The 16,544-nt window shown below is 71.3% G+C and carries 16 protein-coding genes and 1 pseudogene; 8 read left to right on the forward strand and 9 right to left on the reverse strand.

Annotation, left to right across the window (positions count from 1 at the left end):
* Nucleotides 1-197 precede the first annotated feature (197 nt).
* On the forward strand, nucleotides 198-578 hold the full coding sequence (locus ACWD3I_RS23415) for an anti-sigma factor antagonist (RefSeq protein ID WP_365404625.1): 381 nt from the start codon (nucleotides 198-200) through the stop codon (nucleotides 576-578).
* Nucleotides 579-584: 6 nt separating this feature from the next.
* Here the strand turns inward: ACWD3I_RS23415 and tuf are convergent, their stop codons facing one another.
* Nucleotides 585-1,778, reverse strand: coding sequence for an elongation factor Tu (gene tuf, locus ACWD3I_RS23420; protein WP_365404628.1), 1,194 nt, complete (start codon nucleotides 1,776-1,778; stop codon nucleotides 585-587).
* Nucleotides 1,779-1,834: 56 nt separating this feature from the next.
* Nucleotides 1,835-2,788: a ribose-phosphate diphosphokinase gene (locus tag ACWD3I_RS23425; protein ID WP_365404631.1), complete on the reverse strand. Its 954-nt coding sequence runs from the start codon at nucleotides 2,786-2,788 to the stop codon at nucleotides 1,835-1,837.
* A gap of 197 nt (nucleotides 2,789-2,985) precedes the next feature.
* On the opposite strand from ACWD3I_RS23425, the gene otr(A) reads away from it, so the two are divergent.
* Nucleotides 2,986-4,848, forward strand: a complete 1,863-nt coding sequence (gene otr(A) / locus ACWD3I_RS23430) for a tetracycline resistance ribosomal protection protein Otr(A) (RefSeq protein WP_365404634.1) — start codon at nucleotides 2,986-2,988, stop codon at nucleotides 4,846-4,848.
* Nucleotides 4,849-5,049: 201 nt separating this feature from the next.
* Here otr(A) and ACWD3I_RS23435 read toward each other — a convergent pair whose 3' ends face one another.
* Entirely contained in the window at nucleotides 5,050-6,240 is a 1,191-nt protein-coding gene (locus tag ACWD3I_RS23435) for a cytochrome P450 (RefSeq protein WP_365404637.1), read from the reverse strand.
* Between the two features lie 142 nt (nucleotides 6,241-6,382).
* Here ACWD3I_RS23435 and ACWD3I_RS23440 point away from each other — a divergent pair, with 142 nt between their 5' ends.
* On the forward strand, nucleotides 6,383-7,045 hold the full coding sequence (locus ACWD3I_RS23440) for a DUF4230 domain-containing protein (protein ID WP_365404640.1): 663 nt from the start codon (nucleotides 6,383-6,385) through the stop codon (nucleotides 7,043-7,045).
* 704 nt (nucleotides 7,046-7,749) lie between these two features.
* Here the strand turns inward: ACWD3I_RS23440 and ACWD3I_RS23445 are convergent.
* A pseudogene (locus ACWD3I_RS23445) lies at nucleotides 7,750-8,118 on the reverse strand (monovalent cation/H+ antiporter complex subunit F); the annotation flags it as partial.
* A gap of 108 nt (nucleotides 8,119-8,226) precedes the next feature.
* Here ACWD3I_RS23445 and ACWD3I_RS23450 point away from each other — a divergent pair.
* The gene (locus tag ACWD3I_RS23450) at nucleotides 8,227-8,835 is read left to right on the forward strand and encodes a VanZ family protein (RefSeq protein WP_365404643.1); all 609 of its coding nucleotides are present in this window, start codon (nucleotides 8,227-8,229) and stop codon (nucleotides 8,833-8,835) included.
* A 2-nt stretch (nucleotides 8,836-8,837) separates the two neighbouring features.
* Here ACWD3I_RS23450 and ACWD3I_RS23455 read toward each other — a convergent pair whose 3' ends face one another.
* Nucleotides 8,838-9,608, reverse strand: a complete 771-nt coding sequence (locus ACWD3I_RS23455; RefSeq protein ID WP_365404646.1) for a sulfite exporter TauE/SafE family protein — start codon at nucleotides 9,606-9,608, stop codon at nucleotides 8,838-8,840.
* Nucleotides 9,609-9,678: 70 nt separating this feature from the next.
* A complete protein-coding gene (locus ACWD3I_RS23460; protein ID WP_365404649.1) occupies nucleotides 9,679-9,918 on the reverse strand; it encodes a hypothetical protein in 240 nt (79 codons plus the stop codon).
* 111 nt (nucleotides 9,919-10,029) lie between these two features.
* Between ACWD3I_RS23460 and ACWD3I_RS23465 the strand changes: the two genes are divergently transcribed.
* From ACWD3I_RS23465 to ACWD3I_RS23475, 3 genes are all read left to right on the forward strand, one after another.
* Nucleotides 10,030-11,070, forward strand: a complete 1,041-nt coding sequence (locus ACWD3I_RS23465; protein WP_365404652.1) for a PHP domain-containing protein — start codon at nucleotides 10,030-10,032, stop codon at nucleotides 11,068-11,070.
* Between the two features lie 50 nt (nucleotides 11,071-11,120).
* Complete coding sequence (locus tag ACWD3I_RS23470) at nucleotides 11,121-11,795, forward strand: HAD family hydrolase (protein ID WP_365404655.1); 675 nt, start codon at nucleotides 11,121-11,123, stop codon at nucleotides 11,793-11,795.
* A 293-nt stretch (nucleotides 11,796-12,088) separates the two neighbouring features.
* Nucleotides 12,089-13,048, forward strand: coding sequence for an SDR family NAD(P)-dependent oxidoreductase (locus ACWD3I_RS23475; RefSeq protein WP_365404658.1), 960 nt, complete (start codon nucleotides 12,089-12,091; stop codon nucleotides 13,046-13,048).
* A gap of 8 nt (nucleotides 13,049-13,056) precedes the next feature.
* Here ACWD3I_RS23475 and ACWD3I_RS23480 read toward each other — a convergent pair whose 3' ends face one another.
* Genes ACWD3I_RS23480 through ACWD3I_RS23490 form a run of 3 tightly spaced genes read right to left on the reverse strand, consistent with a single transcriptional unit; the run spans nucleotide 13,057 to nucleotide 15,379 of the window.
* Nucleotides 13,057-13,491 (reverse strand): hypothetical protein, encoded by a 435-nt coding sequence (locus tag ACWD3I_RS23480; protein WP_365404661.1) that lies wholly within the window; start codon nucleotides 13,489-13,491, stop codon nucleotides 13,057-13,059.
* Between the two features lie 2 nt (nucleotides 13,492-13,493).
* Nucleotides 13,494-15,077, reverse strand: a complete 1,584-nt coding sequence (locus ACWD3I_RS23485) for a helix-turn-helix domain-containing protein (protein WP_365404664.1) — start codon at nucleotides 15,075-15,077, stop codon at nucleotides 13,494-13,496.
* Entirely contained in the window at nucleotides 15,074-15,379 is a 306-nt protein-coding gene (locus tag ACWD3I_RS23490; RefSeq protein WP_373463676.1) for a helix-turn-helix domain-containing protein, read from the reverse strand. Before ACWD3I_RS23490 ends, ACWD3I_RS23485 begins: the two co-directional genes overlap by 4 nt.
* A gap of 105 nt (nucleotides 15,380-15,484) precedes the next feature.
* Between ACWD3I_RS23490 and ACWD3I_RS23495 the strand changes: the two genes are divergently transcribed.
* Nucleotides 15,485-16,501: an SDR family oxidoreductase gene (locus tag ACWD3I_RS23495; protein ID WP_451084163.1), complete on the forward strand. Its 1,017-nt coding sequence runs from the start codon at nucleotides 15,485-15,487 to the stop codon at nucleotides 16,499-16,501.
* Nucleotides 16,502-16,544: the final 43 nt, after the last annotated feature.

Genomic DNA, 16,544 nt, shown 5'->3' on the forward strand with positions numbered 1-16,544 from the left:
TCAATTCGCAGACATATGTCAATCGAACATGCTCAAATTCACTCCATCGAGGGTAACTTGCAGTGCGGGGCAAGGATTTGCGCTCACTCGGGACCCGGGGACACGGCTGCGCTCGTACGCTCGCTGCACGATGTCACCCCGGCCCCCGGTGACCTGCGAACCCGCCGCTTGAGGAGCTGGTTGGAGGCGATGTCGTCGTGCAGCAGCAACCTGCACCGCTGAGCCGGCATCTGCGTATCCACCAGGACCGCGGACACACGGTCCTGGAGTTCCGCGGCGAGATCGACATCGCGGCGGCGCTGGAGATCGTCCCGTACCTGGACCGGGTGACCGGGCGCGACGGCGCCCGGATCGTGATCGACCTCGGACAGGTCGAGTTCTTCGACTGCTCCGGACTGCGCCTGCTGTACCGCGCCCGCACCCGGGTCCTCGACCACGACGGCCGGTTACACCTGGTCTGCGCCCATCCCCTCACCCTGCGCATCATGCGGGTCACCGGCCTGAACCGGCTGCTGCCCGCGCACCCGACGCTGGACGCGGCCCTGGGACAGTCCGAGGCCACGTCCGGCTCGCTGTGAAGGCCGCTACTTCAGAATCTTGGTGACCTGACCGGCGCCCACGGTCCGCCCGCCCTCACGGATGGCGAACTTCAGCCCTTCCTCCATGGCGATGGGCTGGATCAGCTGCACGAGCATCGTCGTGTTGTCGCCCGGCATGACCATCTCGGTGCCCTTGGGCAGGGTCACCACACCGGTGACGTCCGTCGTGCGGAAGTAGAACTGCGGGCGGTAGTTGTCGAAGAACGGTGTGTGCCGGCCGCCCTCGTCCTTGGACAGGACGTACGCACGTGCCTCGAACTCCTTGTGCGGGGTGACCGTGCCCGGCTGGATCACGACCTGTCCGCGCTCGACGTCCTCCCGTTTGATGCCGCGCAGCAGCAGCCCCACGTTCTCCCCCGCCCGGCCCTCGTCGAGAAGCTTGCGGAACATCTCGATGCCGGTGACGGTGGTCCTCGTCTTCTCCTCGTGGATGCCGATGATCTCGACCTCCTTGTTGACGTGCAGAACCCCTCGCTCGATCCGGCCGGTGACGACCGTGCCGCGCCCGGTGATCGTGAAGACGTCCTCGATCGGCATCAGGAACGGCTTGTCCACGTCGCGCTGCGGCTCGGGGACCGCCGTGTCGACCGCGTCCAGCAGATCGAGCACCGACCGGGCCCACCGCTCGTCGCCCTCCAGCGCCTTGAGCGCGGACACCTGGATCACGGGCACGTCGTCGCCGGGGAACTCGTACTCGGTGAGCAGCTCGCGCACCTCCAGCTCGACGAGCTCGAGGATCTCCTCGTCGTCCACCATGTCCGTCTTGTTGAGGGCGACGACGATGTACGGCACGCCGACCTGCCGGGCGAGCAGGACGTGCTCCTTGGTCTGCGGCATCGGCCCGTCGGTGGCCGCGACGACCAGGATCGCACCGTCCATCTGGGCCGCGCCGGTGATCATGTTCTTGATGTAGTCGGCGTGGCCCGGGCAGTCGACGTGCGCGTAGTGCCGGTGCTCGGTCTGGTACTCGACATGGGCGATCGAGATGGTGATGCCGCGCTGCCGCTCCTCGGGTGCCTTGTCGATCTGGTCGAAGGGCGTGAACGGGTTCAGGTCGGGATACCTGTCGTGCAGCACCTTCGTGATGGCCGCGGTGAGCGTGGTCTTGCCGTGGTCGATGTGCCCGATGGTGCCGATGTTCACATGCGGCTTGGTCCGCTCGAACTTCGCCTTCGCCACTGGGGCCTCCAGGTCACCTGAGTGATGCCGGGCGTCACCCGGCTACCCCTCCATGTCTATTCGCTCCGCGGCGCGTCGAACAGGGCACTGACGGACTCCCCGTTGTGAATACGACGCACGGCCTCGGCGAGCGCGGGAGCGATGGACAGGATCCGCAGCTTCTCCGTGCGCTCCTCCTCGGGCACCGGCACGGTGTTGGTGCAGACGATCTCCAGGACGTCGGGCTGCTCGCCGATCCGCTTGAGCGCGCCCGCCGCGAACAGACCGTGCGTACAGGCGACCCGGATCGAGCGCGGCTTCAACTCCCGCAGCCGGTCCAGGAGTTCCAGGACGGTGCTGCCCTTGGCGATCTCGTCGTCCAGCACGATGACGTCCCGGTCGGCGACCTCGCCGATGACGGAGTTGATGCTGACCCGGTCGTCCGCGAACCGCTGCTTGGCCCCGGCCGCCACCTGCGCGCCGATCAGCCGGGCGAACGCGGCCGCCTCCTTGACGTTGCCCAGGTCCGGGGAGACCACGGTGGTGCGGGAGAGGTCGTACTGCTGGAAGTGCGCGGCCAGTTCACGCAGCGCGTGCAGATGGTCGACCGGGACCGAGAAGAACCCGTGCACCTGGGGCGAGTGCAGCGTCATGGCGAGGACACGGCTCGCGCCGGCCGACACCAACAGGTCGGCGACGAGCCGCCCGCCCAGCGAGATACGGGGCTCGTCCTTCTTGTCGGAGCGGGCGTAGGAGTAGTGCGGCATGACGACGGTGATCCGGCGGGCCGAGGCCCCGCGGGCGGCGTCGCACATCAGCAGCAGCTCGACGAGGTTCTCCTGGACCGGCTTGACCAGCGGCTGGACGAGGAAGACGTCCCGCTCCCGGCAGTTGGCCTGGAGCTGCACCTCCAGACAGTCGTTGGCGAACCGGCTGACCCGGGTGGGGCTCAGGGGCACCCCCAGGTGTGCGCAGACCTCCGCCGCCAGCTCGGGGTGGGCACTACCGCTGAACACGGCGATGTCTCGCACGATCCACTCCTAGCATGATCATTCCAGGCTGCCGGAGCCATGCTACTGACCGGGAAATTCGGTTGCGGCCCCGCACCCGGCTCAGGCCATGATGGCGACGTCCGTGTTCCCTCACGTCAGGACCACCCGCATGCGCCGACTCCTCGGAATCCACCAGCCCTTCCACAGGCCCACGGTTCTCGAGGACGCGACCCCGTATGCACACCCTGAACATCGGAATTCTGGCCCACGTCGACGCCGGTAAGACCAGCCTCACCGAGCGGCTGCTGTTCGACCACGGCACGATCGACCGGCTCGGCAGCGTCGACACCGGTGACACCCGAACGGACGACGGCGCCATCGAGCGGCAGCGTGGGATCACCATCCGCTCCGCGGTCGCCGCGTTCACCGTCGGCGACACACAGATCAACCTCATCGACACCCCCGGGCACTCGGACTTCATCGCCGAGGTCGAGCGCGCCCTGGAGGTCCTGGACGGGGCGGTCCTGGTGCTGTCCGCCGTGGAGGGCGTCCAGGCGCAGACCCGCGTCCTGATGCGCACCCTGCGCCGGCTGCGGCTGCCCACGCTCGTCTTCGTCAACAAGGTCGACCGGGCGGGGGCTCGCGCGGAGGGCCTGCTCGACGACATCCGCCGCCGACTGACACCACACGTCGCACCGATCGGCACGGTCCAGGGCATCGGCACGCCGGACGCCCGCGTCACACCCCTGTTCTACGGCGACGAACTGGCCGAATCCCTCGCGGACATCGACCCGGACCTCCTCGCGGCCGTCGTGGACGGCCCCGCGCCCACACCGGACGACCTGCACAAGGCCCTCGCCGCCCACACGGCCGACGGCTCCTTCCACCCCGTCCTCTTCGGGTCCGCCCTCGGCGGCCAGGGTGTGTCCGACCTGGTCGAGAGCGTGGTCCGACTGATCCCGCCCGCCCCGACGACCGGGGTCACCACCCCTCGCGGCACGGTGTTCGCCGTCCGGCCGGGACCCGGCGGCGAGCGCACGGCGTATCTCCGTCTCCACGACGGTGAGGTGACGGAGCGTCAACGGCTGACGTTCCGGCGGCGCGACGCCGACGGCCGGACCCGCGAGGTGTCCGGCCGGGTGACGCACCTCGACGTGATCGGCGGCGGCAGCGGCCCCCTCACCGCCGGGAACATCGCGGCCCTCACGGGTCTCGCGGGCATCCGGGTCGGCGACCGGCTCGGCGAACTCACCGACCGCGCGCCGCAGTTCGCACCCCCGACCCTGCAGACCGAGGTCAGCGCCCGGCGCCCCGAGCAGGCCGGCCGACTGCGCTCCGCGCTCCTCACCCTCGCCGACCAGGACCCGCTGATCCACGCCCGCCCGACGGACGCCGGCTCCACCGCGCTCCTGCTGTACGGCGAGGTCCAGATGGAGGTCATCGCCGCGACCCTCGCCCAGGACTTCGGTGTCGAGGCAGTCTTCGCACCCGGACGGGTCCGGCTCCTGGAGCGGCCGCGCGGGGTCGGCGAGGCCGGCGAGGAGCGGCCATGGCACGACGGCACCCGCTACTGGGCGACGATCGGGCTGCGGGTGGAGCCGGGACCGCGTGGTTCCGGCGGGGTGTTCGCGTACGAGACGGAACTCGGCGCACTCCCCCGGGCGTTCCACTCGGCCATCGAGGAGGCGGTCCGCACGAGCATGCGGACCGGGCTCTTCGGGGCAGCCGTGACGGACTACCGGGTGACCCTCGTCCGGTCCGGCTTCGTCGCACCGCTGAGCACCGCCGCGGACTTCCGCGGACTCACCCCGTACGTGCTGCGCCAGGCCCTGGAGCGGGCACGGACCCGGCTGTACGAGCCGTACCACGCGTTCGAGACGGAGGTCCCGCTGGACGCGCTCGCCCCGGTCACCGCCCATCTCGCCGCGCTCGGCGCCGAGTTCACCGGTACGACGGGCGGCGGCACGGCATGGGTGATCACGGGCGAAATCGCGGCCCGGCGGGTGCGCGAGGCCGAGCTGCGGCTGCCGGGGCTGACGCACGGGGAGGGCGTGTGGTGGTCCAAACCCTCGGGCGACCGCGAACTCAAGCCGGGATGAGGCCGATCACCAGGGACAGGGGCAGGAGGACCAACGCGACCGCCATCAGCCGGCCGGCCTTCGAGGACGACCTCGAACCGACCAGGGCGCAGAACGGCAACGGCGATCATCAGATAGATCCACAACGGGACAATGAGGAAGCCCGCCCCCACGATTCCCTCCTCGCGTGAATTATTTGAACGCGTTCAACCCTGCCGTGGATCACCATGCCACCAGCAACCGCCGCGGGCTGCGCGTCATCTGCCCCACCCGCCATTCGATCGTCTCCGGTGTGAACTCGGCCCGTAGCCCCGGGAAGCGCGCGGCCAGCTGGTGCAGGGCGAGTTCGAGTTCCAGACGGGCGAGCCAGGCGCCGAGGCAGTGGTGGGGTCCGGCCCCGAAGGTGATGCTCGGCGAGGCCAGGGGTGCGGAGAGATCGGGCGGCCCCGGCGGGAAGACGTCGGGGTCGCGGCTCGCGGCGTTGGTCTGGAGGGCGACCACAGCGCCCGCGGGGATCAGCACCCCGCCGACCTCGACGTCCTCGACCGCGCGCCGGATCAGGCCCGGCAGCACCTTTCCCTCGCTGAGCGGGACGGTGCGCAGCAGTTGTTCGGCCGCGACCGCCGCGGACGCCTCGTCGTGGGCGAGCAGCGGCCAGCCGTCCCGTCCGTCGGTGAGGAGGTAGACCACGGCGTTGCCGAGCGAGGTCATGGTGGTCTCGTGTCCGGCCACGACCAGCCCGCAGACCAGGGTGATCAACCGCCGTTCCTCGATCCCCAGTTCGTCGCCGGCCGCCACGAGACCGCTGACCAGGTCGTCGCCCGGTTCCTTGCGCCGCTCGGCGATCAGCCCGGCGGCGAACGTGCCGAACTCCGTCATCGCCTCGACGACTTCACCCACCTGGTGCGCGCCGCCGGACAGGGCGTGGTCGGCCCAGTGCCGGATCCGTTCGCGGTCCACGTGGTCCAGGCCCATCAGCCGGCAGATCACCGACACCGGCAGCGGCCGGGTGAACCCCTCGATGATGTCGGCCGGTTGTGGCTGTGCGGCGAACTCGTCGAGGAGCGAGGCGACCACCGAGCCCACCCAGGGCCGCCAGCGGGCGATGGCCCGCGGGGTGAACGCCCGCTGCACGGTGCCGCGGAGCAGCTGGTGGGCCGGGCCGTCCTGGTTGAGCAGACCGTTGGGGTCGTCCAGCAGGTTGGGGACGACGAGCAGGGGCGGGGCGTTCGGGGCGTGCAGGGAGCTCCGGTCGAACCGCGGGTCCATGAGCACCTGACGTACCTCGGCGTACCGGGTCACGAGCCACACCGGGGTGCCGGTCGCGAGGGTGCCGAGGCGGGGTGGCCCGTGCTCGGGGAGGCTGATGCGGTGCATGGGACAGAGGGGCCGGGATGTGCTGTCTGGACTCATCCGGGTCTCCAGAAGCGCCGGTTCGGAAGGATTACCACGCTAGTGCGCCGTCCGTGCCTCCGTCAGCGGTGGCAATCGGCCAACGCTTCGGTCTGACAAGGGTTTTGGAGGGAATTCGAACAGTAGGAAGGAGGGCCGTCGCATGACGACTCCCATCAGGCGCATGTCCAAGCGCATGCCCGGCTGGGCGAAGTTGGTGAGCGCCGTCGTACTGGTGCTCATCGTGTTCTTCGCCGGCATCCGGCTGAGCGTGCTCCCGGGCCTCAAGGACCTGTTCGGCACCGAGACCCATGACCGTTCGGGTCCCGCACTCCTGGAGTCCATCCAGGACCTCAGCCGCTACGACGCCGCCTCCGGCAACTTCCAGGTGGTCGTGGACCTGGAGAAGGACGCCAAGTACCTGCCCGACGCGATCCGCGGCACCCGCACCCTGTACGTCGGGGCGGGCACCGTCGACGCGTATGTCGACCTCGGCAAGGTGGCCAAGGACGACGTGACGGTCAACGAGGACCGCACGACGGCCACGCTGAACCTGCCGCACGCGCAACTGGGCAAGCCCGCCCTGGACACCGACCGCTCCTACGCGGTGTCCAAGCAACGGGGTCTCCTGGACCGGCTGGGCGACCTGTTCTCGGACAACCCGAACGGCGAACAGGCCGTGCAGAAGCTGGCGACGAAGCACATCGGTGACGCGGCGAAGGACAGCGGGCTGACCGAACGCGCCGAGACCAACACCACCGACATGCTCGAAGGCCTGCTGAGCTCCCTCGGCTTCAAGGAGGTGCGTGTGTCGTTCGGGACCTGATCGTCTCCCTCACGACCTGATCAGGAGGTCATGATCCCCGGCAGGGCCAGGGCGCCGAACAGTCCGGCGCCCACGAGCAACCAGGCCACGTAGTCCCCGATGTGCCCGGACCGCAGGCGCCGCAGCGACTGCGCCCAGCCCGGTGCGGCGAGCGGCTTCGGTCGGGTGACCGCCACGGCGGCGAGGGCCGCGGCCAGCGCCGTCGAGGCGAGTCCGAGCGGCACTCCGACCGGCGTCCGGTGCACGGAGGCGACGACGACACCCCCGGACCCGGCTTCGTTCACGGCGTGGGCCACCACGTCGGCGAAGCCGGGTGCCACCCCGACGGCGAGCGCCCCGGCGAGCAGCACTGCCGGGGCCACCGTCGTGGTGTCCGGAACCCGGCGCAGTCGCTGCCCGGTCCCGGGCCGCTCCCCGGCCCCGGTCGTCTCGTATGCGCCGTCGTTGTCCGGCTTCGGGCCGAGTCCGAGGAACACGCGCGCGGCGACCCGCAGCGCCGCACCGGCCGTCACCGCGCTCGTGACGACGCATTGTGAGAGTCCGGCATCGGGTGCCTGGAGCAGGGGGAACAGCACGGCCGGCACCACGCCGAGGACGGACAGGACGAGGGCCTGGCGCACGGCGTCGCGGACACCACGGCCGTGGTGGCGGTCGCGGCGACGAGCAGCAGGCCACAGGCCGGCACGGCATCGATGACGGCGTGAGCCACGGCGCACCCCGCGGAATCCGCCGGACAGCGCGCCGGTGGCCAGGAGCCTCGCCATGGCCCGGCTCGGTCCTTCGGCCACGCAGAGCGCCAGGACGACCGCGGCGCCGAAGCCGGCCACCGACCAGGTGAGGCCCCAGGCCCGCGGCGGGTCCCCGGCCAGTTCGTCGGCGAGCAGCCGGGCGAAGACGAGAGTGCCGACCGGGCCGAGCAGGGCGAGATCGACGCAGGACGGACGGTCGTAGCGCTGCGCGAGCAGCAGGAGGGCCGGGCAGGCCAGGGCGGTGGACAGGTCCCGGGCCACGCCCCGGCGACACAACGGGCCGGTGGCGGGGGCGGGTCCGGTCCCGGAGTGCCCCTCCCGCACGAAGGGAAACTGCGGGTGCTCCCGACCCGCCGGGGGCGCGGCCGCATTGTCGGCTCGATCGCGGGTAATCGCCTTACGACGCAGGGAAGTTGAAGACTGGAGGACCACATGGCCCGTACAGCCTTACGTCCGCGTTCCGCGTTCCGCCTGCGTACCGGCAAGACCGGGACCGCCAAGACCGGGACCGGGACCGCCAAGACGGAGACCACCAAGCCCGGGACCGATCCGAAGAAGAAGGCACCGAAGGAGGGCAGCGCCCCGAAGGAGAAACGCAGCGTCCTCGCCATCGTCCGCCGCTTCGTGGCGATGGTGGCCGCGTTCGCGTTCATGGTCGCGTTCGCCGTCGTGCTGGCCCGGCTCACGCTGGAGCCCTCGCCCGCCTCGGAGGCGCTCACCCACACCAATCTGCACCCGGGCCGTTCCCTGCGGGCCTATCTCGATCAGCCGGAACTGCGGGACGCCGGCAAGCAGATCGGCGGCAACCTGTTGCTCGGCATCCCCTTCGGCGTACTGGTCCCTGTGCTCGCCCCGCGAACCCGTGGCGTCCTGCGCGTGCTGCTGCTGACGGCCGTCGTGATGCTGATGGTGGAGTTCGCCCAGGGTGCGATGATCACCGGACGGGCCTTCGACATCGACGACGTCATCCTCAACACCACCGGAGCGCTGATCGGCTACGTCCTGCTGGGGCGGCGGCTGAGCCGGGCGGTGCACCGCTGACGTCAGCGGACGGACAACTGCACGATGGCCGCCGTACCCACCACCACGATCAGTCCGCGCAGGACCGCCGGGTGGAGACGGCGGCCGGCCGCCGCTCCGGCCTGCCCGCCCACGGCGGAGCCGACCGCGAGCAGCGCGACGGCCGTCCAGTCGAAGTCGGCGACGACGAGGAAAAAGAGCGCGGCGACGGTGTTGACGACGGCGACGAGGACGTTCTTGACGGCGTTGAGGCGCTGGAGGCCGTCGTCGAGGCGCAGTCCCATCAGGGAGACGTAGATGATCCCCTGGGCGGCGGAGAAGTAGCCGCCGTAGACGCTGGCCAGCGTCAGTCCGACGATCAGCGGCGGGCCGCCGTCGGCGGGCGCCGTGCGGCCCTCGCGGGTACGGCGGTCACGCAGTCGCCGGCCGATCAGCGGCTGGAGGACGACCAGCACCAGCGCGAGGCCCACCAGGACCGGCACGATCCGCTCGAACGCCGAGGCCGGCAGGGCGAGCAGCAGCGTGGCACCCGTCAGACCGCCCACCAGGGCACCGGCGCTCCACTTGAGGATGCGTCGGCGCTGGCCCGCCAGTTCCCGCCGGTACCCGATGGCCGCGCTGATCGAACCGGGGATCAGGCCGAGCGCGTTGGAGACCACGGCCGTGACCGGCGACAGGCCGGCCGCGAGCAGCACCGGAAAGCTGATCAGCGTCCCGGACCCGACGGCCGCGTTGACGGCACCGGCACCCAGGCCCGCGGCGAGGACGGCGAGCAGCTCTCCGAGATCTTCCATGAGGGGAGCTTAGGAACCGAACGCTTCGGCGAATACCGAAACGTCCCGCACGCCCTCGCCGGGCCGGGTCCTAGTGCCGCCGGGTCCAGGTGAACTTGTCTCCGCCCACCCAGCGCACCACGTCCGGGTCGTCGAGGTCGTGGACCGTGATGCCCCACGCGGCGGCGGCCTCCAGGACGTCGGTGACGGCTTTCGCCTCACCGACCACCTCTCCGTCGATCTCCACGATCCGGAACGGCGGTGTACCGGGCTGCACCCCGAGCACCAGGATTCGCGGATTCGAGATGTACGGGCTCGCGATTTCGGTCATGAAATAGAGCGTAGAGCGCATTGCGCAAGAGGGACATGAGAGGGCAAAGGCATCCCTGCGTCCGCCGTGCGAGCCCCGTACCGCTGGGGAACCCTGGAGGAGGAGGTGGCGATGGACCCCGTCGAGGCACTGGACCGGATCGCCTTCCTGCTGGAGCGGTCCCTGGCGCCGACGTACCGCGTGCGCGCCTTCCGTACGGCTGCCCGGGTGCTGGCGGCACTGCCCGAGGGGGAGGTGCGCGGGCGGACGGAGGCCGGGACGCTGGAGTCGCTCAAAGGGGTCGGGCCGAAGACGGCGAACGTGGTGCGCGAGGCGCTCGCCGGAGAGGTGCCGGACTATCTGGAGGAGCTGGAGGGTGAGACGCCCGCCGGGCCGGCCGTGCGGGGCGGGCAGCGGCTGCGGGCGCTGCTCCGGGGCGACTGCCATCTGCACTCCGACTGGTCGGACGGCGGCAGCCCCATCGAGGAGATGGGCCGGACGGCGGCGGAGCTCGGGCACGAGTGGGCGGTACTGACCGACCACTCCCCGCGACTGACCGTGGCCCGCGGCCTGTCCCCCGAACGGCTGCGCGAGCAGCTGGACGTGGTGGCGGAACTGAACGCCACCTGGGCGCCCTTCCGGCTGCTCACCGGCATCGAGTGCGACATCCTCGACGACGGTTCGCTCGACCAGGACGAGGAGCTTCTCCAGCGGCTCGACGTCGTGGTCGTCTCCGTGCACTCCAAGCTGCGCATGGACGCCCGCTCGATGACCCGCCGCATGGTGGCCGCCGTACGCAATCCGCACGCGGACGTCCTCGGTCACTGCACCGGACGGCTGGTCACCGGCAAAGGCCGGCCCGAGTCGGAGTTCGACGCCGACGAGGTGTTCGCCGCGTGCGCCGAGTCGGGCACCGCCGTGGAGATCAACAGCCGGCCCGAACGGCTCGACCCGCCCCGGCGGCTGCTGCGGCAGGCCGTGGCGGCGGGCGTGCTGTTCTCCGTCGACACCGACGCGCACGCGCCCGGCCAGCTCGACTGGCAGATCCTCGGCTGCGCCCGGGCCGAGGAGTGCGGGGTGCCCGACGGGCGTGTGGTCACCGCCTGGTCCCTGGAGGAGCTGTTGGCCTGGACCCGGGAACGCCGGGTGCCAGCCGGAGTGAGCGGCCCCTGACGTGGTACTCGTGCGCCGCGGTGTGCGGTGCGGTGTGAGGAGGACGGGCTATGGAACGCGCGGCGGTGTTCGACGTCGACGGAACCCTGGTCGACACCAACCATCTCCATGTGGCGACCTGGTGGGAGGCGTTCCGCCAAGCGGGTCACGACGTGCCCATGCACGCCATCCACCGGGCGGTGGGCCTCGGCTCCGAGGACCTCGTCGCCCGTCTGATCGGCGAGAACCGGGCCGCGCGGGAGGCGGACGCACTGAGCTCCGCCCACAAGGCCCTCTACGGCCAGTACTTCGACCGGCTGCCCGCGCTGCGCGACGCGGGGCGGCTGCTGCGGCGCCTCGACCACGAGGGCTGGGCGGTGGTGCTGGCGACCTCGGCGGGCGGTGCGGAACTGTCCGCGCTGCGCCGCGCCATCGGCGCCGACGACGCCGTCACCGCCACGGCGAGCGCCGACGACGTCACCGAGGGCAAGCCCGCGCCGGAGCCCGTCGAACATGCCCTGGAACTGGCGGGCGTGCCGCCCGAACGTGCGCTGTTCGTCGGCGACACCGTGTGGGACATGAAGGCGGGCAGCCGGGCCGGGGTGTGCTGCGTGGGCGTGCTGTGCGGCGGCATCCCGCGCGCGGTCCTGGTGGAGGCGGGCGCGGAGGCGATCTACGACGACCCCGCACAGCTGCTCGCGTCCCTCGCGGACAGTCCGTTCGCCCGGCTGCCGTCCGAGCGGTGACACAGATCACGCCATAACGCGACAGGCCGGGGAACACGCCATGGTGGTTGCCCGTTGAACCACACGTGGGTGCGGATGGGACAGTGTCCCCGGGCCTCACCTTTTGCCCGCAGGGACGATCGTTCGGCTGAAGCCCTGTGGAGCCTTTCGCCGAGAGGCGACCGCCATCCGCGCCCACATCAGGACCGCCCCGACCGTGATCCCCCGTCCGGTCGGGGCTTTCTCTTGTCCTGGACCCTCCTCGGCAGGTTCCGCTTGACTTCGAGAGCACTCCAATTCGTAGCGTTCCCGGCATGAGCACTGCACAGCACAAGATCGGATCGGGCTTCGACGCCCGCAGCACCGCCGACGACGTTCTCGCCGGCCTCGACCTCACCGGCAAGCTCGCGGTCGTCACCGGCGGCTACTCGGGACTCGGCCTGGAGACCACGCGTGCGCTCACCAGGGCGGGCGCCCGGGTCGTCGTACCGGCCCGCCGTCCCGCGGTCGCCCGGGAAGCCTTGGCGGGTGTCGACGGCGTCGAGGTGGAGGAGCTGGACCTCGGAGACCTGGACAGCGTGCGCGCCTTCGCCGAGCGGTTCCTCGCCTCGGACCGCCGTATCGACTTCATGATCGACAACGCCGGGATCATGGCCTGCCCTGAGACCCGGGTCGGCCCCGGCTGGGAGGCGCAGTTCGCCACCAACCACCTCGGTCACTTCGCGCTGGTCAACCGCCTGTGGCCGGCGATCGCCCCCGGCGCCCGGGTCGTCTCCGTCTCGTCCCGCGCCCACCACTTCTCGGGCATGCGCTGGGACGACGTCCAGTGGACGCGGGACTACGACAAGTGGCAGGCCTACGGACAGGCCAAGACCGCGAACGTCCTGTTCGCCGTCCACCTGGACCGGCTCGGCCGTGAATCCGGTGTCCGCGCCTTCTCGCTGCACCCCGGCGGCATCTTCACCCCGCTGCAACGGCACATCCCCAGGGCCGAGATGGTCGAGCGCGGCTGGATCGACGAGGACGGGGCGTTCCTCAACCCCGAGGGCTTCAAGACCCCGGAGCAGGGCGCGGCCACCCAGGTGTGGGCGGCGACCTCGCCGCAGCTCGACAGCCTCGGCGGCGTCTATCTGGAGGACTGCGACATCGCCGAGCCCGCTGTCGACGGCGACCAGAGCAGCGGGGTCAGGGCCTGGGCGATCGACGCGGAGCAGGCCGCCCGGCTGTGGGAGCTGTCGGCGGAGCTGACCGGCGTGAACGCGTTCCGCGCCTGACCCGAGCGCTACCCGACCCGGCAGTAGACGCCCTGCCCGCGCCGTCCCGCGCTGCCGGCGAGAGCCGCCAGACCGCCCACGATCCCGTGGGCGATCTCCGGGTCGAAGACCTCGCCGTCCCGCACCCGCAGGTCCACCCACGAGACGGCGACGTCACGGAGCCGGGACTCGCCGGCCGCGGCGAGTGCGGCGCACAGCCGGGGCGAGAGCGCGAACACGAGGCACTCGTCCTCGTCCCGGTCGGCGACGGTACGGGGTTCCCCGGCCTCCACGAGGTCCGCGAACGTACCGCCGACGAGGAGGCATTCCCACTCGACCACGGCCTCCTCGACGTCGAAGTTGCCGAGGGAGAGCGACTCGTGGGCGGGCCCCGGCCGGGCCCGCAGCGCCGTGGCGGCCGACGTGTCGTCCGGCGCCGCGAAGAAGTCGATCACGGTGCTCACCGTCAGTCGTCCCCGTCCCCGTCCCCGTCCCCCGCTGCCGCGGGGTCGACGTCCTCGCCGACGGTGTACGTCTCCTTGACCTTCACGTCGGAGACCCCGCGGCCCTCCGGGAAGACCCGTCGCCAGTCGCCGATGACGTGCAACTCGTCGGTGCCCATGGCGCGGACGACCATGAGGCCCTCCTCGTGCGCCTTGTAGGCCTTCATCCAGAGGTTGGCGAAGGCCTGGGAGCGGATGAGGTGCATCCAGTCGGGGCGGTAGAGCTCCCGGTTGTAGTTCGACTCACCCATGGTGGAGACGAACTTGGAGTACATCGCCTTCACGTACTCCAGCGTCACGTCGTCGTCCTCGGTGATCGCCCGGTCCCGGGCGTCCTTCAGCGCGACGCGGAACTTCTCCAGGAGGCTCTCGGTCGCGCCCGAGGTGAACGACTCGTGGATCTCCGGCGGTTCGCACAGCCCGTACTTCGGACCCGACAGGCGCAGCAGCAGGCGCAGGGTCGGCTCGGTGACCCAGAGCGGTCCTGGCTCGTCGCGGTTGCCGATCGGGTTGGGCAGGTGGGCGTCGTGGTCCCACTCGGAGGGGGTGATCAGATGGACGCCGGCCCGCCGACGGTCGTGGTCGAAGCCGGTGGAGTGCTCCAACTGACCGATCGGCAGATGGGTCTTGAGCGCCGACAGGTAGGCGCCGTTGATGTCGAGGGCGGTCACCTCGTGGGCACCGGAGGGGAGTTCGGTCCGCGCCCACTTGGGGCGGGCCTCCCAGATCCGGTCCGCGCCACGGGCGGACTGCTTGCGCAGGATCTCCGGGATCCAGGGGTGCGCCACGACGTCGTAACGCCCGCCCTTGCGGGTCTCGTCCAGCAGTGCCATGGCGTCCGGGATGGCCCGCTTCACCAGGGCCGCGGTCGCCGCCTCCAGATCACCGCTGTGCTTCTCCAGGGCGGCGGCCACCGCGGCACCGATCGGGTCCGGGTCCTGCGAGGCGGTCTGCATACGGCGTCCGACGGGGACGACACGAACCGGCTCGGCGGCGCGCTCGCGCCGCGCGGGGGCCGGCTTGCGGGCCTCGGTCGAGGCAGGCTCCTCGCGCCCGGGCGGAGCGACCGGGGACGCCACCGGATCCGGCTCCACGGGCGCCGGCGTACCGCAGTCGGCGGGGTCCAGATGCTGGGGGAAGCCCGCGACCTGGTGCCGGGCGGGCATCCCGCACAGGACGCAGGGCTGCGGGGACGAGAGTGCCTCGACCTCGTCCGACTCACCCGTGTCGCCGGTCCCGTCCGAGTGCGCGTCGGCGTCGGTCTCCGGCTCTACGACGGGTTCGGCAGCCGCCTCCTCCGTCCGCGCCGCCAGTTTGGCCTGCGCCCCCTCCAGGAAGTACGCGTACTTCTCGCGCACGGCCCCGCCCGGGTCCCGCCCCGCTTCCCAGCCACCGACGGTGGAGGGACTGACGCCGAGCGCCTGGGCCACCTGGGAACGGGAGAGGTTGAGGCTCTCCCGCAGCTCGCGCCGCACATCGGCCGGTGGCAGCGGCACCTCCTGGCGGGCGCCCGCCAGGAGTGCGTCGATCGCCTCGAAGTCCGTCATCGGGTCACCGCCGTCGGTCCTGCGGTCCGGCGCCGCCGCACGGGCAGCGTCTCGCAGGCCCGGGTCGGTCCGGCGAGCAGATCGAGCACGTCGATGCCGAAGTGCGCGGCGAGCGCGTCGCAGTCGGCCAGGCTCCAGGCGGCGCTGCCGGACTGACGGCGGCTCACCTGCGCCTGGCTCACCCCGAGTGCGACGGCGACCTCCGCCTGCGACTCACCCGTCGCGTGCATCAGCGCGGCGACCGAAGACCTCACACGTTCTCCCAAGGACAGTCCCACCCCGCCAACCCTACCCGGCCTCATACGTCAACCGTATGAACCATGCTGGGAGCGCAAGACGGAGTTGCATCCTCGCCGCCCGGGTACTCGGTCCGCCCCGTCGTGGGGCATGCCCGAGAGGAGCCGGACGTGAGCAGGATCGTTGTCACGGGCGCCACCGGAAACGTCGGCACGAGTGTGGTGCGTCTGCTGTCGGAGGATCCGGAGGTCGACTCCGTGCTGGGGCTGGCGCGGCGGATCCCTGACTGGTCGCCGCCGAAGACGGACTGGTCGGCGGTGGACCTGTCGTCACAACAGGCGGATCTGGAGAAGGAGTTCGCGGGCGCGGACGCGGTGGTGCATCTGGCCTGGGCGTTCCGGCCGACGCACGACCCGGCGGCGACCTGGCGGACGAACGTGTTGGGCTCCATCCGGGTCTTCGACGCGGTGGCCGCCGCCGGAGTGCCCGCGCTGGTGCACGCTTCGTCGGTCGGCGCGTACTCGCCGGGGCCGAAGGACGAGGCCGTGGACGAGTCGTGGCCCACGCACGGCTGGCCGGATGCCGCGTACTGCCGGGAGAAGGCGTATCTGGAGCGGGCCCTGGACACCTTCGAGCGTGATCACGCCGAGGTGCGGGTGGTGCGGATGCGGCCGGCGTTCCTGCTCAAGCGGGAGTCGGCGAGCGAGCAGCGCCGTATCTTCGGCGGCCGCTTCCTGCCGGGCCCGCTGGCCCGTCCGGAGCTGCTGCCGTTCCTGCCCGACATCCCCGGGCTGCGGGTCCAGGCCCTGCACACGGACGACGCGGCCAAGGCGTACCGCCTCGCGGTCCACTCCGATCTGCACGGCGCCTTCAACCTGGCGGCCGAGCCGCCGGTCGACGCCGAGCTGCTCGGCGAGATGCTCGGCGTCGACCGGCGGGTCCGGCTGCCCCGCATCGCGGCCCGCTCGGCGCTCGCCGCCGCCTGGGGACTCCATCTCCTCCCGACCTCCCCGCACCTCTTCGACGCGGCCCTGCGCCTCCCGCTCATGGACTGCACCCACGCCCGTACGGAACTGCGCTGGAACCCCGAGCACACGGCGAACGAGGTGCTGGAGGAGTTCCTCAAGGGTTTCCGGCAGGGCGCGGGAGCGAGCACGGAACCGCCGCGGGGGCGGAAGGTGGGCTGACGCCGACGCCTGTGCCGTCCCCGGGGACGGCACAGGCGTGTGT

Source organism: Streptomyces sp. NPDC002817, from assembly GCF_053592055.1.